This window comes from Lysinibacillus sp. BF-4 (assembly GCF_000743635.1).
Lineage (GTDB): Bacteria > Bacillota > Bacilli > Bacillales_A > Planococcaceae > Metalysinibacillus > Metalysinibacillus saudimassiliensis.
This window is the reverse complement of record NZ_JPUW01000019.1, coordinates 1-25,022: the sequence shown is the minus strand read 5'-3', so window position 1 is coordinate 25,022 and position 25,022 is coordinate 1. Positions and strand designations below refer to the sequence as shown.

Annotated in this window: 26 protein-coding genes and 2 pseudogenes; 21 read left to right on the top strand and 7 right to left on the bottom strand. The window is 42.6% G+C overall.

Features of this window, described 5'->3' with window-relative positions; all coding sequences use genetic code 11:
- Positions 1-43: 43 nt before the first annotated feature.
- From CH76_RS07795 to CH76_RS07775, 5 genes are all read left to right on the top strand, one after another.
- Positions 44-775, top strand: a complete 732-nt coding sequence (locus CH76_RS07795; protein WP_036144925.1) for an SDR family NAD(P)-dependent oxidoreductase — start codon at positions 44-46, stop codon at positions 773-775.
- 66 nt (positions 776-841) lie between these two features.
- Positions 842-1,195, top strand: a complete 354-nt coding sequence (locus CH76_RS07790) for a hypothetical protein (protein WP_036144923.1) — start codon at positions 842-844, stop codon at positions 1,193-1,195.
- 128 nt (positions 1,196-1,323) lie between these two features.
- Positions 1,324-2,172, top strand: a complete 849-nt coding sequence (coaW, locus tag CH76_RS07785; protein WP_036144922.1) for a type II pantothenate kinase — start codon at positions 1,324-1,326, stop codon at positions 2,170-2,172.
- 74 nt (positions 2,173-2,246) lie between these two features.
- Positions 2,247-2,645: a MarR family winged helix-turn-helix transcriptional regulator gene (locus tag CH76_RS07780; RefSeq protein ID WP_036144921.1), complete on the top strand. Its 399-nt coding sequence runs from the start codon at positions 2,247-2,249 to the stop codon at positions 2,643-2,645.
- A complete protein-coding gene (locus CH76_RS07775) occupies positions 2,645-3,832 on the top strand; it encodes an MFS transporter (protein ID WP_036144920.1) in 1,188 nt (395 codons plus the stop codon). Before CH76_RS07780 ends, CH76_RS07775 begins: the two co-directional genes overlap by 1 nt.
- Here the strand turns inward: CH76_RS07775 and CH76_RS07770 are convergent.
- Complete coding sequence (locus CH76_RS07770; protein ID WP_036144918.1) at positions 3,829-4,221, bottom strand: ribonuclease HI family protein; 393 nt, start codon at positions 4,219-4,221, stop codon at positions 3,829-3,831. The two genes, CH76_RS07775 and CH76_RS07770, sit on opposite strands and share 4 nt — an antisense overlap.
- A 76-nt stretch (positions 4,222-4,297) precedes the next feature.
- Between CH76_RS07770 and CH76_RS07765 the strand changes: the two genes are divergently transcribed.
- The 4 genes from CH76_RS07765 to CH76_RS07750 all read left to right on the top strand — a co-directional run bounded on the left by CH76_RS07765 (position 4,298) and on the right by CH76_RS07750 (position 6,157).
- Positions 4,298-4,477 carry a zinc-finger domain-containing protein gene (locus CH76_RS07765; RefSeq protein ID WP_036144917.1) on the top strand — a complete coding sequence of 60 codons (180 nt, stop codon included), beginning with the start codon at positions 4,298-4,300 and terminating at the stop codon, positions 4,475-4,477.
- An 82-nt stretch (positions 4,478-4,559) separates the two neighbouring features.
- Entirely contained in the window at positions 4,560-5,114 is a 555-nt protein-coding gene (locus tag CH76_RS07760) for a hypothetical protein (protein WP_036144916.1), read from the top strand.
- A 58-nt stretch (positions 5,115-5,172) separates the two neighbouring features.
- Positions 5,173-5,748, top strand: coding sequence for an SCO family protein (locus tag CH76_RS07755; RefSeq protein WP_036144915.1), 576 nt, complete (start codon positions 5,173-5,175; stop codon positions 5,746-5,748).
- A gap of 1 nt (position 5,749) precedes the next feature.
- Positions 5,750-6,157 carry a hypothetical protein gene (locus CH76_RS07750; RefSeq protein WP_036144914.1) on the top strand — a complete coding sequence of 136 codons (408 nt, stop codon included), beginning with the start codon at positions 5,750-5,752 and terminating at the stop codon, positions 6,155-6,157.
- A gap of 215 nt (positions 6,158-6,372) precedes the next feature.
- Here the strand turns inward: CH76_RS07750 and CH76_RS07745 are convergent, their stop codons facing one another.
- Positions 6,373-7,194, bottom strand: coding sequence for a DUF2382 domain-containing protein (locus CH76_RS07745; RefSeq protein ID WP_051910282.1), 822 nt, complete (start codon positions 7,192-7,194; stop codon positions 6,373-6,375).
- 175 nt (positions 7,195-7,369) lie between these two features.
- Entirely contained in the window at positions 7,370-8,269 is a 900-nt protein-coding gene (locus CH76_RS07740) for a DMT family transporter (protein ID WP_036144913.1), read from the bottom strand.
- 145 nt (positions 8,270-8,414) lie between these two features.
- Here CH76_RS07740 and CH76_RS07735 point away from each other — a divergent pair, with 145 nt between their 5' ends.
- The 5 genes from CH76_RS07735 (at position 8,415) to CH76_RS07715 (ending at position 13,267) form a co-directional block, all read left to right on the top strand.
- Positions 8,415-9,284 (top strand): LysR family transcriptional regulator, encoded by an 870-nt coding sequence (locus tag CH76_RS07735; RefSeq protein WP_036144912.1) that lies wholly within the window; start codon positions 8,415-8,417, stop codon positions 9,282-9,284.
- A gap of 23 nt (positions 9,285-9,307) precedes the next feature.
- Entirely contained in the window at positions 9,308-9,967 is a 660-nt protein-coding gene (locus CH76_RS07730; RefSeq protein WP_036144938.1) for a phosphopantothenoylcysteine decarboxylase, read from the top strand.
- Positions 9,967-10,497: a restriction endonuclease gene (locus tag CH76_RS07725; protein ID WP_036144910.1), complete on the top strand. Its 531-nt coding sequence runs from the start codon at positions 9,967-9,969 to the stop codon at positions 10,495-10,497. The genes CH76_RS07730 and CH76_RS07725 overlap by 1 nt, the downstream gene beginning before the upstream one ends.
- Positions 10,498-10,708: 211 nt before the next feature.
- Positions 10,709-12,673 (top strand): methyl-accepting chemotaxis protein, encoded by a 1,965-nt coding sequence (locus CH76_RS07720; RefSeq protein ID WP_036144909.1) that lies wholly within the window; start codon positions 10,709-10,711, stop codon positions 12,671-12,673.
- Between the two features lie 72 nt (positions 12,674-12,745).
- Positions 12,746-13,267: a GNAT family N-acetyltransferase gene (locus tag CH76_RS07715; RefSeq protein WP_036144908.1), complete on the top strand. Its 522-nt coding sequence runs from the start codon at positions 12,746-12,748 to the stop codon at positions 13,265-13,267.
- 18 nt (positions 13,268-13,285) lie between these two features.
- Here the strand turns inward: CH76_RS07715 and CH76_RS07710 are convergent, their stop codons facing one another.
- From CH76_RS07710 to CH76_RS07700, 3 genes are all read right to left on the bottom strand, one after another.
- Positions 13,286-14,344, bottom strand: a complete 1,059-nt coding sequence (locus CH76_RS07710) for a C45 family peptidase (RefSeq protein ID WP_036144906.1) — start codon at positions 14,342-14,344, stop codon at positions 13,286-13,288.
- An 83-nt stretch (positions 14,345-14,427) separates the two neighbouring features.
- Positions 14,428-14,814, bottom strand: a complete 387-nt coding sequence (locus CH76_RS07705; RefSeq protein WP_036144905.1) for a hypothetical protein — start codon at positions 14,812-14,814, stop codon at positions 14,428-14,430.
- A 41-nt stretch (positions 14,815-14,855) separates the two neighbouring features.
- Positions 14,856-15,056, bottom strand: a complete 201-nt coding sequence (locus CH76_RS07700; RefSeq protein WP_036144904.1) for a cold-shock protein — start codon at positions 15,054-15,056, stop codon at positions 14,856-14,858.
- Positions 15,057-15,194: 138 nt separating this feature from the next.
- On the opposite strand from CH76_RS07700, the pseudogene CH76_RS07695 reads away from it, so the two are divergent.
- The 3 genes and pseudogenes from CH76_RS07695 (at position 15,195) to CH76_RS07685 (ending at position 18,038) form a co-directional block, all read left to right on the top strand.
- Positions 15,195-16,873, top strand: a pseudogene (locus CH76_RS07695) (formate--tetrahydrofolate ligase).
- Entirely contained in the window at positions 16,873-17,385 is a 513-nt protein-coding gene (locus CH76_RS07690; RefSeq protein WP_036144902.1) for a hypothetical protein, read from the top strand. The pseudogene CH76_RS07695 and the gene CH76_RS07690 overlap by 1 nt, the downstream one beginning before the upstream one ends.
- A gap of 74 nt (positions 17,386-17,459) precedes the next feature.
- Positions 17,460-18,038 carry a hypothetical protein gene (locus tag CH76_RS07685; RefSeq protein ID WP_036144900.1) on the top strand — a complete coding sequence of 193 codons (579 nt, stop codon included), beginning with the start codon at positions 17,460-17,462 and terminating at the stop codon, positions 18,036-18,038.
- 48 nt (positions 18,039-18,086) lie between these two features.
- Here CH76_RS07685 and CH76_RS07680 read toward each other — a convergent pair.
- Positions 18,087-19,270: pseudogene (locus CH76_RS07680) on the bottom strand (multidrug effflux MFS transporter).
- Between the two features lie 508 nt (positions 19,271-19,778).
- Between CH76_RS07680 and CH76_RS07675 the strand changes: the two are divergent.
- The 4 genes from CH76_RS07675 (at position 19,779) to brnQ (ending at position 25,001) form a co-directional block, all read left to right on the top strand.
- On the top strand, positions 19,779-20,399 hold the full coding sequence (locus tag CH76_RS07675; protein ID WP_036144899.1) for an HD domain-containing protein: 621 nt from the start codon (positions 19,779-19,781) through the stop codon (positions 20,397-20,399).
- Complete coding sequence (abc-f, locus tag CH76_RS07670) at positions 20,396-22,267, top strand: ribosomal protection-like ABC-F family protein (protein ID WP_036144898.1); 1,872 nt, start codon at positions 20,396-20,398, stop codon at positions 22,265-22,267. Before CH76_RS07675 ends, abc-f begins: the two co-directional genes overlap by 4 nt.
- An 11-nt stretch (positions 22,268-22,278) precedes the next feature.
- Positions 22,279-23,385: a conserved virulence factor C family protein gene (locus CH76_RS07665; protein ID WP_036144896.1), complete on the top strand. Its 1,107-nt coding sequence runs from the start codon at positions 22,279-22,281 to the stop codon at positions 23,383-23,385.
- A gap of 272 nt (positions 23,386-23,657) precedes the next feature.
- Positions 23,658-25,001, top strand: coding sequence for a branched-chain amino acid transport system II carrier protein (gene brnQ / locus CH76_RS07660; RefSeq protein WP_036144895.1), 1,344 nt, complete (start codon positions 23,658-23,660; stop codon positions 24,999-25,001).
- Positions 25,002-25,022 lie beyond the last annotated feature (21 nt).

Sequence of the window (25,022 nt, the reverse complement as noted above, 5' to 3'; positions counted from 1 at the left end):
ATATAATAGAAGGGAAGACAATTTGATTAAGGGAGAGGTTAGTATGGGTCGTTTAGCAAATAAAATCGCCGTTGTTACAGGCGGAGCATCAGGTATGGGTGAAATGATGGTGAAGCGTTTTGTTGAGGAAGGCGCAACGGTCATTGCGGCAGATATTAATGAAGCCAATCTTGAAAAAATTAAAGGCGAACATATTACTGCAGTAAAGTTAGATGTTTCTTCAGACGAAAGCTGGAAGCAAGCTATCACAACTGTAATCGAAAAATTTGGTCGTATTGATATTTTAATTAATAACGCTGGGATTTCTTCCGAAAAAACAGCGGACCAAATTACAGCAAAAGACTGGGAGCTAATGCATAATATTAACGGCTTCGGTCCATTTTTAGGCATTAAGCATGTTGCCCCTTATATGAAGGAAGCAAAACAAGGCGCGATTGTTAATATTTCGTCGTACACAGCACTTGTTGGCATGGGCATGAACGCTTATACCTCATCTAAAGGCTCTGTGCGTGCTACATCACGCGCAGCTGCAGCGGAGTTAGGCGGCTTTAATGTTCGTGTTAATGCCATCTTCCCTGGTACAATCGAAACACCGATGACGCAAGCGCTAACGGATGCAAAAGAGCAAATGGATATGCTAGTGCGCGCAACGCCAATGCAACGTCTAGGTAAGCCAGAGGAAGTTGCAAACGCGGCACTGTTTTTAGCAAGCGACGAGGCTTCGTATATTACGGGCGCTGAACTTGTCATTGACGGTGGCTACTCTGCACGCTAAACTACTAATGAAAGCTAACAGTAAAATGTTAGCTTTTTTTATTTGCCAAAAATGGAGGGATTTGTGATGAAAAAGCTTTTCGTGTTACTGTTAGCGGTTGTCGTGCTAGCAGCGTGTGAATATGATACGACTATTAAAGAGGTTAACCAAGTACCAACAAAACTTGCTGAGCAGGTGGACACTAGTCAAGCTGTACAATATATGACGCTAGATCACCGTAGCTATGTGGTAATAACAACAGATAAACATGTATCAGGTAAGGTACACGTCGAAAATGGACAATTAACGGTAGATCTTACAGAAGGCGGCAGTAAAGATAATGAGCAACAACATATTTTCCGCGTGGAGACTGCAAAGGACTATGACACAGTGAGGGTTAAAGTAAATAATGAAGAAGTTCCGCTAGAGGTTATTATGTAACAATTGTACGAAATGATGCGTCTTTTGTGCGCTCGTACATAATATTCGTTAAAACCGTAAACGTATAATTGCAAAAAGGATAACGTAGCGTTAAAGTTTAGTGAAGGCACACATAAAGGAGTAATTTTATGACAAAGGTGATAGGGATTGATACGGGGGGAACGCTAACGAAGATTGCTTATTTTGATGAGCAGGACGCGTTGCATTTTGTATCGTTTCCGTCAAATGATTTAGCAGCGGTAAAGGAATGGCTAAAAGCACACCCAGGGTTAGAGGATATTGGGGTAACGGGTGGTCGTACGGAGCAATTACGTGAAGAGCTACGTGACGAAAAAGCAATTCATTACATTGTAGAGTTTGAGGCGACGCTAAAAGGGGTGCGCTACTTATTAAAAAAAGAGGGACACTGTATTGAAGAAAGTATTATTACTAATATTGGTACAGGAACCTCAGTTCACTATATGAGCGGCAATAGTGATGTGCGTGTTGGTGGTACAGGTATTGGTGGCGGTACGTTAATCGGGCTATCTGCCTTAACTACGGGCATTACGGAGTACGAGGATATTCGGACGATGGCACAGCTCGGTAACCGCGAAGAAATTGATTTACTCGTTAAAGATATTTACCAAGGTATGGATACACCAATTGACGGTAACTTAACCGCAAGTAACTTTGGTAAGGTTGGTATTACAGAAGACCCTAAGCACCCTACAGCTGATATTTTAGCTACGGTACAGGGGCTAGTAGGTGAGGTAATTACTACACTTAGCATTCAATATGCGGAGGCGCATAACGCGGAGCATATTGTATATATTGGCTCGACGCTAAGTGATAATGACCATCTTCAAAAGGTGATTGGCAATTATACCCGTACGAAAAAACGTACACCTGTTTTTGTTGGTGACCATGGTTTTGCGGGTGCCGTTGGGGCCTTATTAAATATTATGGAGCATCAAACAGCAAGCTTGCGCGAGTAACGCAAGCTTTTTTTATTGCAACTTTAGTTGAACAGGTATATTATTTACTTAGGTAAACAACTGAGGTGAACTAGTTGAATCCGTTATTTCCATTATTATTTCAATACAATCGACAACTTACAATTGCCCTAAATGAAGTATTGCGTCCGCATGGTTTATTTAGCGCACAGTGGTCGATTGTTTATTTTTTGCATCGTAACGGGGCACAGTCCCTTACGCAAATTTGGCAAACGCTATCGGTAGAAGCACCAACCGTCACGCGTACAGTGACACGGCTCGAAAAACTCGGCTGGGTAATGCGCGTTGAGGGTGAGGATCGCCGCGAAAAAATTATTACATTAACGCCAGTAGCAGAGGATAAGCTACCCGCGATTAAAGCGGCAGTAGGTGAGTTTGAGCAGGCGGCAGTTGCACGCCTGAGTAAGGAGGAGCAAGCAATGTTGTATCAGCTTGTGGAAAAAATGAAAGGTTGATGGATGTGCCACACGAAAAAATTTGGACGAAGCGCTTTACAAGTTTGTTTGTTACGAACTTAACGGTGTTTTTTGTATTTTACGGGCTTGTGACAACGCTACCGCTTTATGCGCTAGATGTACTTAAACAAACCGATAAAGAAGCAGGGTTACTGCTGACGGCATTTTTAGTGTCAGCGATTATTGTGCGCCCCTTTTCGGGTAAATTGCTCGATGTATTTGGTAAGCACAAGTTACTACTTGTAGGGCTTACCTTCTATTTTATTTGTTCGGTATTATATTTATGGATTAAGCCACTGCCTTTATTACTGGCGCTCCGCTTCTTCCACGGGATTTGGTTTAGCATTATTACAACGGCAGCAGGCTCATTAGCAGCTGATATTGTACCAACTGCGCGTAAAGGTGCAGGGCTTGGCTATTACACCATGTCTACCAATTTAGCTGTTGTCATTGGTCCATTTATTGGGCTACTTGTTATTCAGTATAGTGATTTTAATACGTTATTTAGTATTATGAGTGCTGTAGTATTGCTTGGAGGATTGTTGGCACTTACGATTAAAACAGAGGATTTACAGCAGCCAACAGGCGCAAAGCTAACATTTAAGCTCAGCGATTTATTTGAGCGACCTTCATTACCTGTAGCTTTGATTGCGAGCTTAGTGGCGTTTTCTTATGCGAGTGTGCTGTCTTTTTTATCTGTATATGCCCAGCAAAAGGGTTTAATTGCGGCGGCGAGTTGGTTTTATGCGGTGTTTGCGGCCTCTATGCTGTTAACGCGTCCTTATGTAGGTAAGCTTTATGACCAAAAAGGTGCTGTCTATGTTATTGTGCCAGCCTTTTTATTTTTTGCGGCAGGGCTTGCAATGCTTGCTTATGTCGAAGGAGCGGCATTATTTTTAGTGGCGGGTGCTTTTGTGGGCATTGGTTATGGTTCGTTAAATACGAGTTTACAAGCATTAGCCATTCAAGCGACTGCGCCTGAACGTAGCAGTTATGCGACGGCTACATATTTTACGATGTTTGATGTGGGTATTGCGCTCGGCTCTTATGTACTAGGGATTGTAGCAATGCAGAGTGGTTATAAAACCGTTTACCTTGGCTCAGCGCTACTTGCTTTAGTTGTGCTAGGGCTGTACGCTATAGTTAAGCGTCGCGTACAGCGCGCTAGCCAAATCGAAACACTTTAACGCTTTTGCGCCTGTATGGCACGGCGCGCTAGCGAATCTGCCGCTTTATTTTGACTATCAGGAATCCAATCAATATAAAAAACGTCAAAGGTAGCAATGATGGTCATTGCTTGTTGTAGAAAAGGCTTATAGGCAGGGTTTTTTACGTAATTTTTGTTAATGGCATCAACGACAATTTTCGCATCACTTTTTGCGGCTACAAAGCTTGCGCCAAGTTGCTGTACCTCTTGCAGACCACGCACGAGCGCACTAAATTCAGCGATGTGATTATTGGTTGGGGCAATAGGCTCACTAAGTTGTTTAAGGTGACCCTCCCCACGAATAAAAATACCAATACCACTTACGCCAGGGTTGCCTGCGGATGCGCCGTCTGTAAATAATTCTATCATTCACGTCACTCCTCCGTTCTACTATAACACGAGGTGTGCTACAATATAAAAACGTGAAAAAAGAGGGGGAAGTGCTTTGACAAAAGCTATTGTCGAAAACATTGACGCGCTGCAGGATACGTATTGTCGCGATTGCCCAGTTAAGCAAGCCTTACGTGAGGACAAAGGGAAACGAGGCGCCCATCACTTCTGTATAAGTGCCTGCTCTATCGGCAAAAAACTACAGCAATTAGGCACACAATTGACAAGGTCGTAAGGAGTATTTTTCCTCCTTGCGATTTTTTTGATTGTTTCATTAAATTTTGGGGAAAGAGTAAAGTAATAAAGGGGGGAGTGTAATGCCAAAATCAAGTGCTAAAGATTTTGCAACAGAGATGTACTATGAAGGTTTATACTTTGCGGAGAAATCCAAAAATGAAGAGGAGCTAACATTAAAGCGTCGTTTTTCGCGCTATGCCATCATTAGCTATGCCACTTCATTTGAAGCATTGCTCAACTATTATTTACGCAAGGAAACCTCGGAGTTAAAGGGGAACCAATATAAAGATGTGTTTAACTATTTAGAATATGGACGACCTCGCTATGAGCCACCACATATTTTAAACACCGTACGTAGTAAGCTTGAGCTACTCGGAAAGTTGACCAAAGGGGATAGTGTAGCTGTCATTAAAAGTGATGCCTTTCACACATTTGAGGAGGATGTCATTCACTTACGCAATAATATCCTACACTATGCGCATGGTAACTTTTCGGAAGTATACGGGGAGACATTGCACCGCTCGGCAGCTAAAGGTGCAGTGGCGACACAAAACTTATTAGCCGAAATGAAGGAACAACTAAACGTCATACCACCGACGTTTTTTGGGGTAATGAAAAGACAAACAAACGAATAGTCAGCGCCTTGTTGCAATGCTACAATAGGAGTATTGCTACATAAGGAGGCAACTTGGCATGAAACGATTTTTAGTATTAGCCTTTAGCTTAGTGTTGCTTGCAGGCTGCAGTAACTATAAAGTCAAAGGTGATATGGATATTGAGGTACAAGATTTTACACACGAAAACCAGCGTGGTGAACAAGTATCGCTTGATGATTTAAAGGGAAGCCCTTGGCTTGCGACTTTTGTCTTCACCAATTGTACTACCGTATGCCCGCCTATGACGTATAACTTAACTGAGGTACAAAAGGGCTTACAAAAGGCTGGGGTTGACGATTATAAAATTGTGGCGTTTAGTATTGACCCTGACAACGATACACCAGCGGCCATTACCGATTACTTAGCAGGTTATGACATTGTTGATGACAGTAAATGGGAGTATTTAACGGGGTATAATCAGCAATATATTGAGCAGTATGCGCGCAATTCATTTAGAGCTCATGTTAAGGATGACCCAAACTCTGACCAAGTCATTCATACGACATATTTTTACTTAGTTACGCCTGACGGACACGCGATTAAATCCTATGATGGGATTGATGTGCCTGTAGAGGTGATTGTGGAGGACCTTAAAACGCTAGGAGGCAAATAAGATGGCAAAGCGGCTATTCATCTTACTCCTTATGGCTATTGTTTTAAGTGCATGCAGTAGTGCAGAGGATAAAGAAAAAGAGCTCATTAGTAGCTACTTATCAACAAAGTATGCGGTAACACCAACGACGACAGAGGAGGAGCTTGCCAAAAAGCTCGCGCCGTTCATTACGGAGGCGCTGGCTGAGGAGCAGGCAGCGAGCCATGCGCTCGCTCTGTCCATCAATGTTGCTAAAAAATACAACAGCCCATTACAAGTGGCATCCATTAGCGCCATTCCGCTAGAGGTGAGTGGGGAGTACCGTTACGTCGCTAAGCTTGTTGTAGACAATCGCCCTGTTGAGCAGCACGGGGAGCTAAGCATAAAAGACGACGTTATTACCTTTGATCAACATCAAAAGAAGAAATAACGAACTATTAAAAAACACCATTTCTTCTAGGAGACAATCGTCTTTTTTCGATAGAATATGGTGATGTATTAATTAATGGAATTGGTGGAACTTATCGAATGGCACTGTTTAGAGCAGATAAGTAATATGTCTACCTTAAAACAGTATAGTTTAAGGAGAAAATCAAAAAGGAGAAATTGAGCGCGCTCAATTTCTCCTTTTCTCATATCTGTTTGTTATAGTTTACGATCCGTATTGTTAATACCATCATGATCTTTTAAGGGATGAGTCGAATCGTGAATATCTACTTCTTCGCGGCGTACCGTTTCTGATACCGTTTCTGTATCTACTACTTTCTTTTTACCAATGACGATTTCCTCTGCAATTACGTCTTTTTTAGTGACCTCTACTTGCTCTTCCATTACAGGGATATGGATGCGGCCTTCTTCTTCATACACATGTGCCTGATCAGTAACTTCGCTAGTGTGAAGTGTAGTCTCTTTATTAACCGGGCGACGCTCGATATAAATTTCTTCGCGCTCTACGGGTACTTCAATCGTTTGTTGATCTTCTACGACATATTTTTCAACATCTACTTCACCTGTTTGCACACGCTTTTTATCAACGTGTAGTTGTTCTTCATGTAGCGCTAGATGCTCTTCTTCAGTACGGGCAACATCTGTTGGTGCATCAGATGCAGCAATAGCGTTGTCATAGTGTGTGCCATAATTTTTATCTACGTATAATAAGTATTTACCTGCGTCTAAATCACTTGCGTAACGTAGTCGTTCTTCTTCAGTTAATCCCATATTGTTAAAGTGTTGCTCTCTCACAATGTCCTCGCCCATTAATGAAGCTTTAAAACGGTCCCACCAAGAAAGGTGCTCAGTAGTGTCATAGTCAGAAAAACCACGATGCATCGAATATTGATTATCTTTTTTTGAAACGATATACATATCTTCTTCTGTAAAACCTTCCGCGCGTAGACGGTCCATCTCTAATTGAATTTCTGCTTCCGTGTCATAGATACCATACAATTTATTGTCTCGATTGTTCATGTTAATTTCTCCTCCTCATTTTTAATGCGTTTAAAACTTCATGCCTAAAATAGGCGATGCAGTTTAACTTAACACTTAACAGATACCTTAATTACTAAAGGGTTAAACCTTTTAATAATATTTTCAAATGAAAAACGCCCACACATTTTTATGTGTAAGCGTCTATGTTTATTCATTAATGTGAAAGCTTTGTTGGGGTCTTTTTTGTAAAGTAGCGCATAACATGGAACTGTTCCATTTGTGCGATTAAGTTACCAAAGAGGATAAAGCTACCGCCAATCATCACTTGTGTTGTTAAAGACTCACCAAGGAATAACATCGCAAATAGTGCAGCGAATAAAGGCTCTGCTGAAAAAATAAGTCCTGTATGTGTTGGTGATGTGTGCTGTTGCACAACAGCTTGTGCAATAAAGCAAAATGCGCTACATACTAAGCCAAGTCCTAAAATGGCAATCCATGCATTTGTTGTTTGTGGTAACTGTGGTGTTTCGAAAATCAGGCATAGTATAAGTGCGCCAACACCTGCGAAGCCAAGTTGGTAAACACCGTATGCGATTGTTTCGACTTTGTTAGTGAAGCGACCATTTAATACTAAATAAATCGAGTAACCCACTGCTGCAAGCGCCATGTATAGATCGCCTGGGCGGAAAGTGAACGAGCCTTGAGCCGTTAGGACGATGATACCGATCATTGTACAAACAAGTGCAAAGCCAACTGCGCGAGAAGGCAGTTGTTTTTCGATGAAGCTTGAAAGAATCGGTACAATGACAACCGTCAATGATAAAATAAAGCCTGCGTTTGCGGCAGTTGTTGTTTCTAAGCCAATGATGCTAAAAGCAAATAATTGCAGTAAAAACATACCTTGAATAAATGAGTACTTTAGCATTTGTGTATTGGCTTTTTTCATACGTGGGTAAAAAATTGCGCCCGCTACGAAAAATGCGAGTAAGCAGCGCTGTGCTACAATATTAAACGTTGACATTGTTTCGGCGCCCATCACCATGAAGGTGTAAGACAGCCCCCAAAACATGGTAACAACGAACATTAATAGGTTGGCTTTTGCTTGTTTGTTCATCCGTAATCACCTCTAAATTTCTTTGCTGTGCTAAAACAGTTGTTGTTTGATAATGACAACTATAAAACGTTGCTTGTGATTAGTAAAACGAATGTTTATAATAAGTTATATGAAAAAAATTCATGTGAGAAGGAAGTGTACATGAGTGAGCATAATCAAGTATGAAATCGTCAACAAAGTAGCTTTTGAAAATAGCTTTACAAAGGCCGCTGAGGCGCTTGGTATGACACAATCTGCGGTTAGTCACGCTGTATCAAGTTTGGAGCGCGAGTTTGGTTTTGTGCTCTTTCATCGCAATCGTGCAGGGTTAACATTAACCAATGAAGGTGAGGCCATGTTACGAAAAATGCGGCTGGTACTTGAGGCAGAGGAGTTAGTGCAACAAGAGGCAACGAATTTACTTGGCATGACGACAGGTACGCTACGTATTGGGGTTATTTCGAGTATTTCGTCGAGCTGGATGCCAGGGCTTATCCAAATGATGGACACGCATTACCCTGGTATTACCATTGATTTGCGTGAAGGTGATTATTATGAGATTGAGCGCTGGTTAACTAACGGGGAGATTGATGCGGGCTTTTTAAATGCGATGAACTCCGACCAATTTCAATACATTACCTTACGCAAAGATCCTCTGCTTTGTGTGGTGTCAAAAGAGAGCCGCTTTTATACAAAAAGTAAGGTAGATATTTATGAGCTACAGGATGAGCCTTTTGTGTTGATTTCGTACCGTGGAGATAATGACGTGCTACGGTTGTTAGATAAGTATGAGGTAAAGCCTGATATTCGTTTTGTATTATCAGAAGAAATGGGTGTACTGTCTATGATTGTGCACCATATTGGTATTACCATTTTGCCGCAAATGTCTATTACCTATTTGCCTAAGGGCTTAAAAGTTGTGCCCCTTATGCAAGGGAGTTACCGTACAATTGGTATTGCGCTACGCAAAAACCCTTCGCCAGCGGCTACAAAATTTGTTAGCATATTACGTGACTGGATAGACGAACAATCATAGAAAGAGTGGAGATATGTATGAATATGCAAGGAAAGACGGTATTGATTACGAGTGGTGGCACATTAGAGAAGTGGGATAATGTACGTGGGCATACTAATCTATCAAAAGGCATTATGGGCTGTTACTTAGCAGAGGAGGCGCTTAAGCAAGGGGCAAATGTTATTTATATGCATGGCTATTTTGCTAAGCTCCCTGTTAATGCAGCGCAGATGACGCTCGTTGGTTTTGAGGGCATTGAAGATTTAGGTGCTAAGTTAAAATATGCTGTGCAACAGCAAGGCGTAGACATCGTTATTATGGCAGCGGCAGGTAGTGACTGGCTAGTGGACAAAGTGTTTGACCAATCTGGTAATGAAATGACCGAACAAGGCAAAATGCCATCTGACGAACCACCTATTATTCATTTTAAAAAAGCACCAAAAATTTTAGCGCAAATTAAAACGTGGCAACCTGCTGTTACACTTGTTGGCTTTAAATTAGAAGCAACGACGGAAGTAGCAGAGCTTGTTGCGCGTGCGACAAAGCGTATGCAGTCCTCACAAGCATCCTTTATGGTAGCCAATAGCTCTAAATCATTGTACGGTGAGCACGAGCCGCACTGGATTATTGACGCGGCAGGCGAGGTTGTTAAGGCAAGTGGTAAGGAAGAAGCGGCAGTTGCATTATTCCGCTGTTTAGCGTAATGGCACGTCGTAAAAAAACGAGTACCACTGCTACGCTCGCACAAGGCGCTTCACTTATTGTGGCGGGTATTGTACTGTGGCAGACAGGTGATTTTATCCAAGGATTAGTCGCTTTCTTTGGTGTCTTTATTGGGTTAGCCTTGGCGTTATTGCTATGGCGTATGCTCACGCCAAGTAAAAGGCGCTCATTAAGTGAAATTGACGCGATGACAGGCCGCGAGTTTGAGGAGTTTTTAGGGGAAATGTTTAAGCGTCACGGTTATAAAACAAAAGTGACGAGTGCTTCTGGTGATTATGGTGCAGATTTAATCTTACACAAAGATGGGCAAAAAATTGTGGTGCAAGCTAAGCGTTATAAAAATAACGTGGGCATCCGCGCTGTACAGGAAATTATTCCCGCGGTGGCTTATTATAAGGCGGATGTAGCGTGGGTAGTAACAAATAGCTACCTTACAAAGCAAGCACAAAATCTTGCGGATTCTAATGATGTTGTTATTATTGACCGAGAGCAATTAATCAAATGGTTATAGGTGAAATGCAGTGCGCCCCACTGCATTTTGTTGTGTAAGCTAGCAAAAATAAACCAAATTAATGCACTATTTACAAAAATAGAAAAATACTATAATATTCCAACCAATAAAACATTGTACCTTCCTTTTAGGTTATGTAATAATGAAAAAGTGCTATTCCATTAGTGCGTACATAGTAGGTATTACATCACGAGAGAGAAGGAGAATGGTAATGAACAAAGCGAGAACGAGCTTTCGTACAAAGCTCAATGTATTATTTGCATTAATTTTGCTCGTGCCAACGATTAGTATTGGTGCGTTATCGTATATTACAGCAAAAAATGCCGTTGAAGACGAAATCCTATACAGCGCGGAGCAAAGTGTAGGTGCGATTAATGGTGTGATTGACGAGCTATTAGATCAAAAGCTGACAAATGTACAGGCGATGGTTAATAAAATTAACGCAGGCCCTTTTAGCAATCAGCAGACGTATATTCGTACCATTTTTGAGCAATATGAGCAACAGCAAGGTGATGTACTCAATGTATTTATTGGTACAGAGAAGGGTGAGTATTTAAACGTACCACCGCGTAAAATCGAAAAAACCTATGACCCTCGTCAGCGCGATTGGTATAAACAAGCTATGGCTGCAAACGGCAAGGCGATTATTACAGAGCCGTACGAGGAGGCTTTTACAAAAAATGTAGTAGTGACTATTGCCCAGCAGTCCCTTGATAAAAAAGGTGTTGTAGCGATTTCGGTTAAATTAAATGCCATTCAGCAGATGGCGGAGTCAGTAGCGATTGGTCGCGAGGGCTTTTCAGCAATTCTTTCGCAAAATCGCGTAGTAATTACCCACCCGACGCTTGATAAGGGCAAAATGGTGGATAACCCAACGGTCGAAAAAGCCTTTAAGCAAGAGAAAGGTGAGCTAGACTATACGGAAGACGGCGAGCCACGCACACTATTATATGAGACGAACGCATTAACAGGGTGGAAAATTACAGGTACTGTGCTACAAAAAGAAATTGATGCGGCAGCGTTTCCGATTTTAAAACAAACGATGCTTGTTATTGTAGTGGCGATTGCGATTAGTGCTGTCATTATTCACTTTATGGTTAAATCACTGCTACGTCCAATTATTGCGCTACGTGATGACGCTAAGCTCATTAGCACAGGCGATTTACGTAAGCCAATTGCGGTAGCTTCTGATGATGAGATTGGGCAACTTGCGCGTGCCTTTGAAACAATGCGCGTGAGTTTACGCGAGCTTGTGACAACACTTGAGCAAGATGCACAAGGTGTTGCGGAGGCTTCGTCTGGGTTATCAGCTAACGCTGAAGAAACAACAACGGCAACAGAGCGTGTGACAGCAGCTAGTCAAGAGATTGCGGCAAGTGCTGAGGAGCAAATGCACCAAGTGACACGTAATGCCGAAGCATTGCAAGAGTTAACGACAGCAATTATGCATATTACGGAAATTTCGTCAGATGTAACGACACAGTCTGAGCATGCAACAGCACAAGCATTAGAGGGTGGTACAGCTGTTGGCAATACACGTCAGCAAATGGCATCGATTTATGATTCGGTGGCGGCATCTAATGACAAAATTGCTTCGCTTGCTAAACGCTCAACAGAGATTGGCGAAATGCTAGATGTTATTACAAGCATTGCTGAGCAAACTAACTTGCTTGCGCTTAATGCGGCCATCGAAGCGGCACGCGCAGGTGAACATGGTAAAGGCTTTGCTGTTGTAGCGGATGAGGTGCGTAAGCTTGCGGAGCAGTCTCAGCGCTCTGTGCAACAAATCTTTACGGTCATTCAACATGTGCAGCAAGATACCTCACAAGCGGTTACGATTATGGCTAAAGTAACAGATGAGGTACAGCAAGGTTTAAGTGTGTCAGACGAGGCAATTACTAAGTTCCGCGCCATTGAGCATAGTATGGAAGTTATTGTGCCACGCATGGAGGAAGTTTCGGCTGCTACACAACAAATCTCAGCGGGTGTGCAAGAGGTAGCGGCAACGACAGAGGAGTTTGTCGCTTCTGCAGAGCGTAACGCCTCACATGTCGAAAATGTAGCGGCATCTTCAGAGGAGCAACTGGCTTCGATGCAAGAGATTAATGCATCAGCCCAAACGCTGTCGCATATGTCGGATGAGCTACGCGAATTACTAAAACAATTTAAAAAATAATGGACAGTCAAGGTGCGAAATGATACGCACCTTGGCTTTTTTTCGTTACTATAGGAATTAGGAGGTGTAAGGATGCAAGTAACAACGAAGCGCTTAGTCATTCGTCCGTTTAAAGAGGGTGACGCGGATGCGCTCTATAGCTACACATCAAACGCCAAAACGATGCATTATTTACCTGAAGAGCCGTTTACTCGGCAGGACGTAGCCTGTTTTATTGCTACTAAAAACGAGGCGTATGCGGTAGTGCTACAGGAGAGCAATGCTTTAATTGGGCATATTGTATTTGAGCGCTATTTTGGTAATCACTCCTACGAAATTGGTTGGGTGTTTCACCAAGATTATTGTGGTAAAGGCTATGCGACAGAAGCGGCTGCTGCTGTGCTTACGTATGGCTTTGAGGAGATGGGTTTGCACCGCGTGGTAGCCACATGTCAACCCGAAAACCATGCGTCTTACCGCATTATGGAGAAGCTTGGTATGCGTCGTGAAGGCTTGTTTTTACAATGCATCCCGTACCGCGATACGTGGTGGGACGAATACAGCTATGCCATACTCCAACAGGAATACTACGAAAAAAAGCAGCGGCTAAGTTAAGCGCTGCTTTTTACGATTTTAAATGGTGAAGGTGTGAAGGGTGTTGTAATTGCGGTGTGCGGCAAGGGTAACACTGCGTTTATCAAGCTCATAAACCGCGCTCCATAGCGTCCAGGCCGGTTGGTTCGAAAACGGATCCGCTTCGCCCACCAATTTAACATCTGCGAGTAATTGCATCGCTTCCGCAGGCGTAAGTGTGTCATTTTTTGCGCCTAGCTTATCCATCACTTTGCCGTAACGTTCATGCCCATAGCCAAAAGTCGTTTTACTAGGGTGTTGATAAAAATTAGTAGCTGCTTGACGGTTTGTTTTATGGCGCAACACGACCATCTCCTGATTGACATACTCCACAATGGCGCTTGCACCAGTGGCATCAACAATTTGGTAATGGTAGGCGCTCGCCGCTGAATCATGCATGTCATAACGTGCCATTAATGCAATCGCTTCTTCTACTGTAGCTGCTTGATCAAGTACTAAACGAATGGCGGTTGTACACATGATAGGGATATTGCCACGCTCTTGTGCAGTAGGTGTGTCAGGTAATAATAAAATACCAATGGCCAGCCCTTTTTCATTCATGCCATCCATTGGCACATAAGGAGCAGCAAGCGTTGTAATGCGATTATGCATGCCTTTTAAGCTGTCGTCGTTAGCAAAACCTAAAAAGGGCAGGTGCGTAATGGCAACACTTGCATAGCCATTTGGCGGCGTAGTATGCATCACAAGCGTTGGGCCTTGTGCTAAATCAAAATTGCGCCCAAAAAGATAGCCTGCGTCACTGTGCTTGGCGCGGAAGGTTGTGCAGCTAAGGTCAGGTATCGCAAGCGTAACAGGAAAGCCCTTCATAACATTGCGCGTCACAAAGTGAATAAGCTCTGCATCTGTACGCGCGCCTGTTTGTAAAAACTTTTCAAGCCCGTAATCCCCGTGGTAGGTCATTTCAAATAAACCTGATGCGATACGTTGTACACTTTTAAGTGTTGCGAGCTCCTTGCGAAATACATAAGCTACCGAGCTTACCGTCGTTGCGCCTAGCACACTTGTTGCTAATGCGATCTTTTTCAACCAATTTGTCATATTGCCACACTCCTCTTTTACGTTAGTATACTAAAAAGCATAAAAAAACGCATGACTCACGCTAAAGTAAGTCATGCGTTGTATTATTTTGCTTTTAGCTGAAAGACGTGGTCTGTATCGTCATAATGCAAGTTGACAGTAATCGTATCACCTTCGTCTAAAATGGTGCAGTCTTGACATTCAAAGAAGCCACTGTTTTTAATAGTACCCACTACGGACAGCTCCTCTTGCTTGGTATATGTCGTTTGTGGTGTTTCGACAGTGTAGTCAATTACTTTGCCTTTCATATCCGCCAATGCGTCGCCCTCGTATTTGATTTCGAGTATGTACGTCTTTGTTGCGTTTGCGCTTTGCTTAGCCGTTAAATTGATCTTCCAATCTTGTTCGACAGCGCGAAACGTATGTGTGTTTGATGAGCAAGCTGCTAGTACAACGGTTAATGCGGCGAGCAGCAACATAAGCTTCTTCAAAAAAATTCATCCTTTCATAGAAAAACGCACGAAGCTGTGCGTTAGTTTTTAATCACATTAGTAGCTTGTGGACCTCTGTTACCTTCAACGACGTCATACGTTACACGGTCGCCTTCTGCAAGTGTGCGAAAGCCCTCCGATTGAATTGCGGTAAAGTGCACAAAAATATCATCGCCATTATTGCCTTCAATAAAACCATAACCCTTGTCACTGTTAAACCATTTTACAACGCCTTGGTACATGTAAAGTCCCCCTTTAATAAGTAGTGAGGCACGTGGTCCTCAACACCTCAAAGTATAGCACGGGGCTACGTAAAGTAATAGCGAAAACTGTATGAATATTCTATAATGAATGTATTATACAAGAAGGAAGGTTTCATCATGACGACACATTCAAAACCAGTAACGGATTTAGACATTGCTATGCAGGCCGAGCTTCAACCGATTACACAAATTGCCGAGGCGGCGGGTATCCCGTTTGAGGCACTTGAGCAGTACGGAAAGTATAAGGCGAAGATTGACCCTAATCAAATTACGGCTGTCGGTGAGGATGCGAAAGTTGTGCTTGTAACTGCGATTAGCCCAACGCCAGCAGGTGAGGGCAAATCTACTGTAACCGTAGGATTAGCGGATGCATTACATAAATTACAGCAAAACGTAATGGTAGCATTACGTGAGCCATCTCTTGGGCCTGTGATGGGCATTAAGGGCGGGGCAGCAGGTGGCGGACACGCGCAGGTTGTACCGATGGAAGACATAAATTTACACTTTACAGGCGATTTACACGCCATTTCGACAGCAAATAACGCACTAGCTGCAATTATTGATAACCATATCCATCAGGCAATGCCTTACAAATTGATCCGCGTCGTATTATTTGGAAGCGCGTGATGGATTTAAATGACCGTGCACTACGTAATATTGTCATTGGGTTAGGTGGGCCTGTGCAGGGCATGCCACGCGAAGATGGCTTTGATATTACGGTAGCATCCGAAATTATGGCGGTATTTTGCTTAGCTACGAGCCTTGACGATTTACAGGAGCGCTTAGCAAGTATTGTGATTGGCTATACGTATACACGTGAGCCGATTTTTGTACGTGACTTGCAAGTAGAGGGTGCGCTAACCCTTTTACTAAAGGAAGCATTTAAACCCAATTTAGTACAAACACTTGAGGGTACACCTGCACTTATTCATGGGGGGCCTTTTGCTAATATTGCGCATGGCTGTAACTCTATTATGGCAACGCAAACGGCACGTAAGTTGGCTGATATTGTGGTGACAGAGGCGGGCTTTGGCTCGGATTTAGGCGCCGAAAAATTTATGAATATTAAGGCGCGTCTAGCGAAGTTTAAGCCAAGTGCTACGGTAATTGTAGCAACCATTCGTGCGTTAAAAATGCACGGCGGCGTAGCAAAAGATGCATTAGCATCCGAAGATATTGCGGCGCTTGAAGCGGGCATGGCAAACTTAGCTAAACACGTTGACATTACACGTCAGTTTGGTGTTGAGCCGATTATCGCGCTTAACCGTTTTATCACCGATACAGAGGCGGAGCTAGCAGTCGTACTTAATTGGTGTGCGGCAAATGATATTCGAGTAGCGCTTACTAATGTATGGGAGCAAGGCGGTGAGGGTGGCATTGCGCTTGCTAAACAAGTACTTGAGGTGCTTGAGCAAGACAATGACTTCCATGCGCTGTATGACGTAACGGCTTCAATCGAAGAAAAAACACGTACGATTGTGCAAAAAGTGTACGGTGGTGCAGATGTACATTTTACAGACAACGCTAAAAAACAAATGGCGCAAATCGAAAAATTTGGCTGGGACATCTTACCGATTTGTATGGCCAAAACACAGTATTCGCTATCCGATCAACCAAAGTTACTTGGACGACCAGAAGGCTTTACGGTTACTATTCGTGACATTATTCCAAAGCTTGGTGCAGGTTTCCTTGTATGCTTAACAGGTGATATTTTAACGATGCCAGGCTTGCCTAAACAGCCAGCTGCGTTAAATATGGGTGTAACCGCTGATGGCAAAGCAAAAGGTTTATTTTAATGGTTATCGTAACCGTTATTTTGGTAATGCTTGCGATTATGGTATTAGTTTTTACCCAGGGCAGTAAAGAGACCTTTGCCTTCACAACTTTTGTTAAAAGTAAACCGCAAGACACATTGCGTGCCGAGATGGAGCTCTACCGTAAAAAGGTAGGGGCAACAGAGCAAGATACCAATTGCTTTGTCACGGCATTGTTACTCGCTTCTTATAAGCAAGAGTATGCTGATGCTATTGCACACATTTGTCAACAGCGCCTTACAGGGGAGCTAGATGCAACCGCTTTTATGACCGAAATCGCGCAATATGTGTCAACGACTAGTGTAACGATGAAGGATTGGCACTCAGCTTGCCAATACGTGGGCGATTATGCTGTGCAAAATGGTTTTTCTTCCAATGATTTTACCATTGCTACGACGTCAATTATGGCGGCTGCTGTTATTACAGCGACAGCAAGCGATGATGCTAGCAGTAGTGATAGCTTTGATGGCGGCGGTGGCGGTGGCGATTTTTAACGCCTAGGCGAAAATTTGTACCTTATAAGGCCTAATGGTATATTTAGGGTATACTACGCAGGGGAGTGGAGAGTATGAAGGGTAAACGATGGGCAAAGTTTGGCATGTTACTAAGTGCACCAATGCTCGTGCTAAGTTTGCAAAGTGCACCAGTGCAAGCACAAGGCACAACAGCTGAGGCACAGTGGGAGGCATTTGATACTTTAGCCAACACGATTAAAAGTACTTATCATGTCAATGGTGCAGGTGTGTATGAAGTGATTGATACACTTGGTTTTATGTATTATGAAGGTGAGCAACTGCATATGGTTGTAGATGAGCCAGTACCAGCGCTTGCTAATGTAAAAAATGTAACGATTAAAACATCACCAACCATTACACCGTCAGCACTTAAAAAACAACAACGCGACATTGACGCTTTATTGCAAGGTACAGCGCGTAAATCAAACGTCACACAGTCGCAACTGTATAAGCAATTACGCACAGCGACATTGCAAAGCAATCAAGGTGCATCAACTACCATTTTACCTGACCGTATGCAAGTCGAAGTAACGTATGCACAGCTTGATAATCACGTTCGCCGTACATTAGAGCAAACATACGGTAATACGGTGGCATTTAACGAACAACAAGAAATACTCATCGGGTATTAATTAAAAAAATGCGGGGCGCTGAAAAGCACCTCGCATTTTTATTTTGTCTTACGCACGGCGCAAGGTCATATAATTTAGTGCAGCTAGTGCTGTACAAGCTAAAATAACAAAAGCCATAGGCATTGCGTTAGCTTCGCCCATAATACCGACAAGTGGTGAGGCCAGCCCGCCACCTATAAAAGGTAATAAACCAAGTAGAGCAGATGCACTCCCTGCATTGCTTCCTTGTTCTTGCATAGCTAGTGAAAAAGTTGATGTACCTACCATACCAACTGACGACACAACACCAAATAAGCCAAGTAATACAAAGGCAATGTGCAGTTGGAGTACGACAGCAAGCGTCAAAATAAGTGCCCCTGTTAGTGCTAACACGACACCGTATCCAAGGAGTTTGAGTTCAGGGATACGCTCGGATAGGCGACCTGTAAGTTGTGCGGCAATAATAATGCCGATACCGTTTGTCGCAAAGCATAGTGCAAAGCCAAGTTCCGAGAGCCCGTACACATTTTGTAAAACGAAGGGAGAGCCTGCAATATAAGCAAACATCGCGCTCATACCTAACGCCTGTGCAAAGGCAAGGCGCATAAAATAGCTGTCCTTAATAAGCACACCAAAGGTTTTAATTGTTTGAAGCGGGCCACCTGTAGAGCGCTTGTCTTCAGGTAGGGTTTCTTCTAAATAAAAGAAGACCGCAATAAATACTGCGACGCCGATGCCTGCTAAAATATAAAACACCGTATGCCATGTGGTAAATTGTAAAATAAAACCGCCCACGATAGGTGCTAAAATCGGTGCTGCCCCGTTAACTAATGATAACAGTGCAATAAATTTCGTTAAATCTTTACCACTATACATGTCGCGTGCTGCTGCACGAGCAATGACAGCACCTGCAGCACCTGATGCTCCTTGAATAAAGCGCATAGCGATGAGCATCCAAATTGAAGTGGCCATCGCACAAAGTACAGAGGCTACCGCAAAAATAAGTAAGGTAAAGAATAAGGCTTACGACGCCCGACCCTATCGCTTAGTGGACCAAAAATTAATTGCCCAGATGCCATACCAATGAGGCAGGCTGTTAGACTAAGTTGTGCTAGGGATGTTGTTGTATGTAAGTCCGTTGCCACGATTGGCAGTGCAGGTAAGTACATATCCATAGAGAGTGCGCCAAATGCTGTCAATGAACCAAGTATAATGACGAGCGAGAGTGGCGCACGAAAAGTTTTTTCTGTCATAAGTCTCGCCTCCCTTACTTGTTTTAGCACATTTACAATGAGAATGTCTATCATTCCTTAGTCGTACAAAAAAATAAGCGCCTCTTTCAATAATCGAAAGAGGGCGCTTATCTCGTGTATTTGAGTGAATGGTTGTATGGTTGCAAAACTATCTTCCTACTTTCTTTGAGCAAATGCTTATTTACAAATTGGGATTTTGGTTTTCTTATAACAGGTAACAGTTGCGTATTGTAGCCTCTTACGACTTACGTTTTGTGGTCGCCTACAAGTGTAAGCAAAAAGGTAAGTTGCGTGAGTTACGATACATAAAGGGGTAATTGGTCGTGAGCCAATGTTTGTAAAGCTTCACCCAAATACACAAAAGCTTGTTTTGGCTTCACTAGAGTTAGGTAACTCTTGTCCCTACTATAATACAATCAGAATTATCTGTCAATTGAAAAGCTTACGTTGTTTCGAAAGCGGCTAAAAAATGATAGAATAAAGCCATACTAAAGAGGTGGTAATAACAATGAAGGATTTTTTACAACAAGTAAAGGCAACGTATGCGGCCTTTGATGCAAGCCATGATTTTGATCATATTGAACGTGTCATGCAAAATGCAGAGGCGATTTTACAAACAGAGCCAGCGGCAGATGCTGAGTTAATTCGTTATGCGGTGTTATTGCATGATGTGAGTGATAAAAAATATACCGACTCTAAGGAGGCGGAAAATCGCCTAATTGCCATGCTTGCGTTAACAGCAGAGCGCGAGGCAAAGTTGCGCCATATTATCGAAGCGGTTTCTTTTAATGGTGGTAACGAAATTGCAACGACAATGCTAGAGGCAAAAATCGTACGTGATGCAGACCGCTTAGATGCCATTGGGGCAGTGGGTATTGCGCGTACCTTTGCTTTTGGTGGTGCTAAAGGTCGCAAGTTATACGACACTACAGAAGAAGTAAGAGAAAACATGACAGAAGCCGAGTACCGCTCGCGTAACAGCGCAAGTGTTACACACTTCTACGAAAAATTATTAAAGCTAAAGGATTTAATGACAACACAAAAAGGGCAAGAACTGGCAGCTGGTCGCCATGCCTTTATGACGCAGTTTTTACAGCAACTACAAATGGAAAGAGACGGTAAAGCATGAGCCATTTAATTGTACAAAACCTAACAAAAACAGTGGGCGATAAAACGCTCTTTAAACAAATCGAGTTTACAATTTATGAAGGTGAGCGCGCGGGGCTAATTGGCATTAACGGCACAGGTAAATCTACGTTACTGTCGATTATTGCAGGTGATTTGGATGCGGACGACGTAACTTTTGACCATCCTAATAAATACCGTATTGCTTACCTACAACAAGAGCCAACCTTTAATGAAGGCGAAACCGTACTGCAAGCTGTATTTGCGAGTGATTCGCCTGTTTTGCAACTTAACCGTGATTACGAGGATGCGCTTGTTAAGCTAACCGCCAACCCAACGTCTGAGGCATTGCAGACGGATTTATTCCGTTTACAGCAACGCATGGATACAGAAGGGGCATGGGATGTTAACGCGCTTGCCAAATCTTCATTAACAAAGCTTGGCATTACGACGTTTGATAAACCTGTTACAGAACTATCAGGCGGTCAGCAAAAGCGTGTAGCACTTGCGAAAGTATTAATTGAACCAGCAGATTTATATTTATTAGATGAGCCAACCAACCATTTAGACGCAGAGTCTACGGCATGGCTACAAGAGATGGTAACGCGCTTAAAAGGTGCAGTCATCTTTATTACCCATGACCGTTACTTTTTGGATGAGGTGGCAACGCATATTTATGAGTTGGCTGACCAAACATTGTACCGTCACACAGGTAACTACGGTGATTATTTAGAGGCACGTGCGCTACGTATTGAAATGGATGCCTCAAGTCAACAAAAGCTACAAAACCGTTACCGCTCCGAATTAAAATGGGTGCGCCGCGGTGCAAAGGCGCGTTCAACAAAGCAAAAAGCAAGGTTGCAACGCTTTGATGATATTAAAGATAATTTAGTGCGTCAGTCTGACGACGAAGATTTAGATATGAATTTAGCGACTACACGCTTAGGACGCAAGGTATTAGAAGGTGAACACGTCAAAAAAGCCTTTGCTGACCATGTCATTATTCGTGATTTTTCCTTTTTATTAAGTCAAGGCGATCGTATTGGTATCGTTGGCGCAAATGGCGCTGGTAAATCGACACTCCTTAAAATGTTAGCAGGAGAGCTAGACTCAGACGGCGGCGAAGTAATTGTAGGCTCAACGGTAAAGCGCGCGCACTTTAAACAAACGCTACCACCAATGAACGAAAATGAACGCATGATTGAGTATATTCGCGAGGCGTCTAATGATATTACTGACGCAAGTGGTATTCGTTATTCTGCGGCACAAATGCTAGAGCGCTTTTTATTCCCAGCACATGTGCATGGCACAATTATTGGCAAGCTATCAGGCGGGGAGCGCAAGCGCTTGTATTTACTACGCTTATTAATGGAGCAACCTAACGTTTTACTATTAGATGAGCCAACTAATGATTTAGATATTGAGACACTCGGCGTGCTAGAAGATTTTATTGAGCATTTCCCAGGCGTTATTATTACCATTTCCCATGATCGTTTCTTCCTTGATCGTATTGCCAAAAAACTTTGGCATGTCGAAGGTGGCGAGGTTGTAGAACACCAAATGTTGTACTCGGAATTTTTAGCCCAACAAACCGCAGCCCCAAAGGTCGAAAAAGCCCCTGTGGTAGTACAAGAAAAACCAAAGCAAGAGCGCAAAAAGTTAACCTTTAAAGAACAAAAAGAGTGGGAAACCATTAGTGCAGATATTGAAGCAGCAGAAACGCGCCTAGAAGAAATTGATGCCGAAATGGCAACAGCAGGTACTAACTTTACCTTACTACAAGAGTTAACCGATGAGCAGACAGCATTAAATGAACGGTACGAGGCATTAATTGAGCGCTGGAGTTATTTAGAAGAAATCGTAAATGGATAGGAGCAAATACTATGAAAATCATTAAAATTGAGCCAACCCCAAGCCCAAACTCTATGAAAATTGTTGTAGATCATGAGCTACCATTTGGCGAGACATATAATTTTACAAAAACAAATGCGGCAGAAGCAACGGACGAAATTGCCGCACTTTTACAAGTCGAAGGCATTAAAGGTGTATTTCGTGTAGCCGACTTTTTTGCGATTGAGCGCAATGCTAAATTCGCTTGGGAAACAGTGCTTGCCGATGTGCGCGCTGTCTTCGGTGAGGAGACGGAGGCTGTTACAGCACAGGTAACGGACAGCTACGGCGAGGTATATGTGCATGTACAAACCTACAAAAATATTCCTTTACAAGTTAAAGCCTTCTCACAAGACGAGGAAAAACGCGTAGCTATGCCTGAACGTTTTGTGCAAGCATTTGAGGCAACTATTGCTGATGAAGACGACGAAAACTATATTTTCTTACGTAAATGGCTAGATTATGGTGTACGTTACGGCGATTTATTACAAGTTGCAAAAGAAGTTGCGAAAGAACTTGATTTAACGATGACAGATGATAAACTAACAGAATTGCAACAGGCAGCACTTGCCAAACAAGAGCCGTTGCCAACGCGCAAAGCACCAATTGATTTTGAAGCATTTACCAAAGCAAGCTCTGAGGAGCGTTTTGTACTGCTTGATAATATGGTAGACCCAACCGTAGCGGACTTACCAACGCTTGCAGTAGCCCTGCAAGACGAAAAAATGAGCGTACGTCGCCTTGCGACAGTTTACCTTGGCATGGTAGAAGACGAAGCGGTTGTACCTTATATGACAGAGGCGCTACATGATAAGAGCGCAGCGGTGCGTCGTACAGCAGGTGACTGTGTGAGTGACCTTGGCTTTGTAGCTTTTGAGCCAAGTATGATGGCAGCACTGCAAGATAAAAATAAATTAGTGCGCTGGCGAGCAGCCATGTTCTTGTTTGAGACAGGTACTGAGCAGGCATTACCTGCACTGCGCGCGGCACTAGATGATAAAGAGTTTGAAGTTAAGTTACAAGTAGAGATGGCAATTGCCCGCATTGAAGGCGGGGAAGAGGCGCAAGGTTCAGTTTGGAAACAGATGATGGAGCGTTAATTACGAGGGTGCCCTATGTTACTTAGGGCATCTTTTTGTTATTTATGTATAATAAAAACTCGTTAATACGCGAATAATATTCGATTATGTCGAAACTTTGTTTGACAACGCATTCATTAGCGTGTATTGTACTAAACATGAGTATTTTGAACAAACTTTTCATTCGGAATTATCTGAAAATTACAAGGTGAGTTATTATCGGTGCAATAACAAAAACGCCCCTAAGTGTTTCAATATTCTGAAAATTCAAGTAGAGTGTAAGGAGTTTTACAATGAATAATTTTTGGCAGTTTAGTAAGGAAAACATCGCAGTAGGTTTATTTTTATTTGCCCTATTTTTAGGTGCAGGTAATATCATCGGGCCGCCGTTACTTGGGCAACAGGCGGGAGACCATATTACACTTGCCATGATTGGTTTCTTAATTACGGGTGTAGGTTTACCCCTAATTGCGATTATCGCAGCAGCTCGTGCAGGTGGTGACTTGTATACATTATCAAGTCGTGTGCACCCGATGTATGGCTTAATCTTTACATCTGTAATTTATTTAACAATCGGACCATTATTTGCAACACCACGTGTAGCTACAGTGTCATACGAAATTGGTGTTGTACCATTTTTAGAGTATTTACCAGCAGGCGTTTTAGATAGCTGGATCCCGTTATTTATTACATCATTAGTATTTTTTGCGATTGTACTTTATTTAGCGCTTAACCCAACTAAAATGGTTGACCGCATTGGTAAAGTATTAACGCCAATCTTATTGCTAATCATTTTAATCTTATTTGTTAAAAGTTTAGTTACGCCAATGGGCGCACCTGGTGCGGCACAAGGTAAATACATTGACAATCCGTTAACTGAAGGCTTTATTCAGGGATATATTACAATTGACGTATTATCAGCACTTGTATTTGCGATTGTTATTTTACAAACGCTAAAATCACGTGGCATTATGGAGCCTAAACGCCAGATTACAACAATGATCTTCTCAGCTGTTGTAGCAGCAATTGGTTTAGCCTTTGTTTATATTTCACTTGGTTATATTGGTGCAACAAGTGTGGCGGAGATTGGTTACCTTGATAATGGTGGTCAAATTATTCGTCAAGCAACTGCTGTACTATTTGGCGACTTTGGTAAAGTGTTACTCGCTGCTACTATCATTTTAGCTTGTTTAACAACAGCCGTTGGTTTAATTGTAGCTAACGCAGAGTTCTTTAACCGTGTATTCCCTAAGCTATCTTACAAAGGCTTAATTTACACATTTACATTTATTAGCGCAATGTTATCAAACGTTGGTTTAACAAAATTAATCGAAGTTACAGTACCTGTACTATTCTTTATGTACCCATTAGCGATTGTGCTAATGCTAGTATCTTTCATTGACCATTACTTCAATGAATCAAGTTTAGTCTATGCTTTAACATTAATCCCAACAGCCTTTGTAGCGCTACATGATGCGCTGTATTCGGAGGCACGTCCTTTAGGTTGGTATACAGAGTTAATTTCGAAGCTACCATTATATGAGCACCAACTTGCTTGGGTAGTACCAGCGTTAGTTGGTTTAGTTATTGGTATTATTTTATACAAGGTACTACCAAAAAAACGTCAGTACGCATAATTGCTTAAAAACCTCAAGCTC

Bases quoted from the DNA above. Each gene is read 5' to 3' on its own strand.
- coaW (WP_036144922.1), top strand. From the start codon at position 1,324: ATGACAAAGGTGATAGGGATTGATACGGGGGGAACGCTAACGAAGATT.
- CH76_RS07690 (WP_036144902.1), top strand. From the start codon at position 16,873: ATGGTTATCGTAACCGTTATTTTGGTAATGCTTGCGATTATGGTATTA.
- CH76_RS07675 (WP_036144899.1), top strand. From the start codon at position 19,779: ATGAAGGATTTTTTACAACAAGTAAAGGCAACGTATGCGGCCTTTGAT.
- CH76_RS07745 (WP_051910282.1), bottom strand. From the start codon at position 7,194: ATGAACAATCGAGACAATAAATTGTATGGTATCTATGACACGGAAGCA.
- CH76_RS07715 (WP_036144908.1), top strand. From the start codon at position 12,746: ATGCAAGTAACAACGAAGCGCTTAGTCATTCGTCCGTTTAAAGAGGGT.
- CH76_RS07720 (WP_036144909.1), top strand. From the start codon at position 10,709: ATGAACAAAGCGAGAACGAGCTTTCGTACAAAGCTCAATGTATTATTT.
- CH76_RS07730 (WP_036144938.1), top strand. From the start codon at position 9,308: ATGCAAGGAAAGACGGTATTGATTACGAGTGGTGGCACATTAGAGAAG.
- CH76_RS07665 (WP_036144896.1), top strand. From the start codon at position 22,279: ATGAAAATCATTAAAATTGAGCCAACCCCAAGCCCAAACTCTATGAAA.
- CH76_RS07750 (WP_036144914.1), top strand. From the start codon at position 5,750: ATGGCAAAGCGGCTATTCATCTTACTCCTTATGGCTATTGTTTTAAGT.
- CH76_RS07775 (WP_036144920.1), top strand. From the start codon at position 2,645: ATGGATGTGCCACACGAAAAAATTTGGACGAAGCGCTTTACAAGTTTG.
- CH76_RS07685 (WP_036144900.1), top strand. From the start codon at position 17,460: ATGAAGGGTAAACGATGGGCAAAGTTTGGCATGTTACTAAGTGCACCA.
- CH76_RS07755 (WP_036144915.1), top strand. From the start codon at position 5,173: ATGAAACGATTTTTAGTATTAGCCTTTAGCTTAGTGTTGCTTGCAGGC.
- CH76_RS07790 (WP_036144923.1), top strand. From the start codon at position 842: ATGAAAAAGCTTTTCGTGTTACTGTTAGCGGTTGTCGTGCTAGCAGCG.
- CH76_RS07770 (WP_036144918.1), bottom strand. From the start codon at position 4,221: ATGATAGAATTATTTACAGACGGCGCATCCGCAGGCAACCCTGGCGTA.
- CH76_RS07760 (WP_036144916.1), top strand. From the start codon at position 4,560: ATGCCAAAATCAAGTGCTAAAGATTTTGCAACAGAGATGTACTATGAA.
- CH76_RS07795 (WP_036144925.1), top strand. From the start codon at position 44: ATGGGTCGTTTAGCAAATAAAATCGCCGTTGTTACAGGCGGAGCATCA.
- CH76_RS07725 (WP_036144910.1), top strand. From the start codon at position 9,967: ATGGCACGTCGTAAAAAAACGAGTACCACTGCTACGCTCGCACAAGGC.
- brnQ (WP_036144895.1), top strand. From the start codon at position 23,658: ATGAATAATTTTTGGCAGTTTAGTAAGGAAAACATCGCAGTAGGTTTA.
- abc-f (WP_036144898.1), top strand. From the start codon at position 20,396: ATGAGCCATTTAATTGTACAAAACCTAACAAAAACAGTGGGCGATAAA.
- CH76_RS07710 (WP_036144906.1), bottom strand. From the start codon at position 14,344: ATGACAAATTGGTTGAAAAAGATCGCATTAGCAACAAGTGTGCTAGGC.
- CH76_RS07700 (WP_036144904.1), bottom strand. From the start codon at position 15,056: ATGTACCAAGGCGTTGTAAAATGGTTTAACAGTGACAAGGGTTATGGT.
- CH76_RS07740 (WP_036144913.1), bottom strand. From the start codon at position 8,269: ATGAACAAACAAGCAAAAGCCAACCTATTAATGTTCGTTGTTACCATG.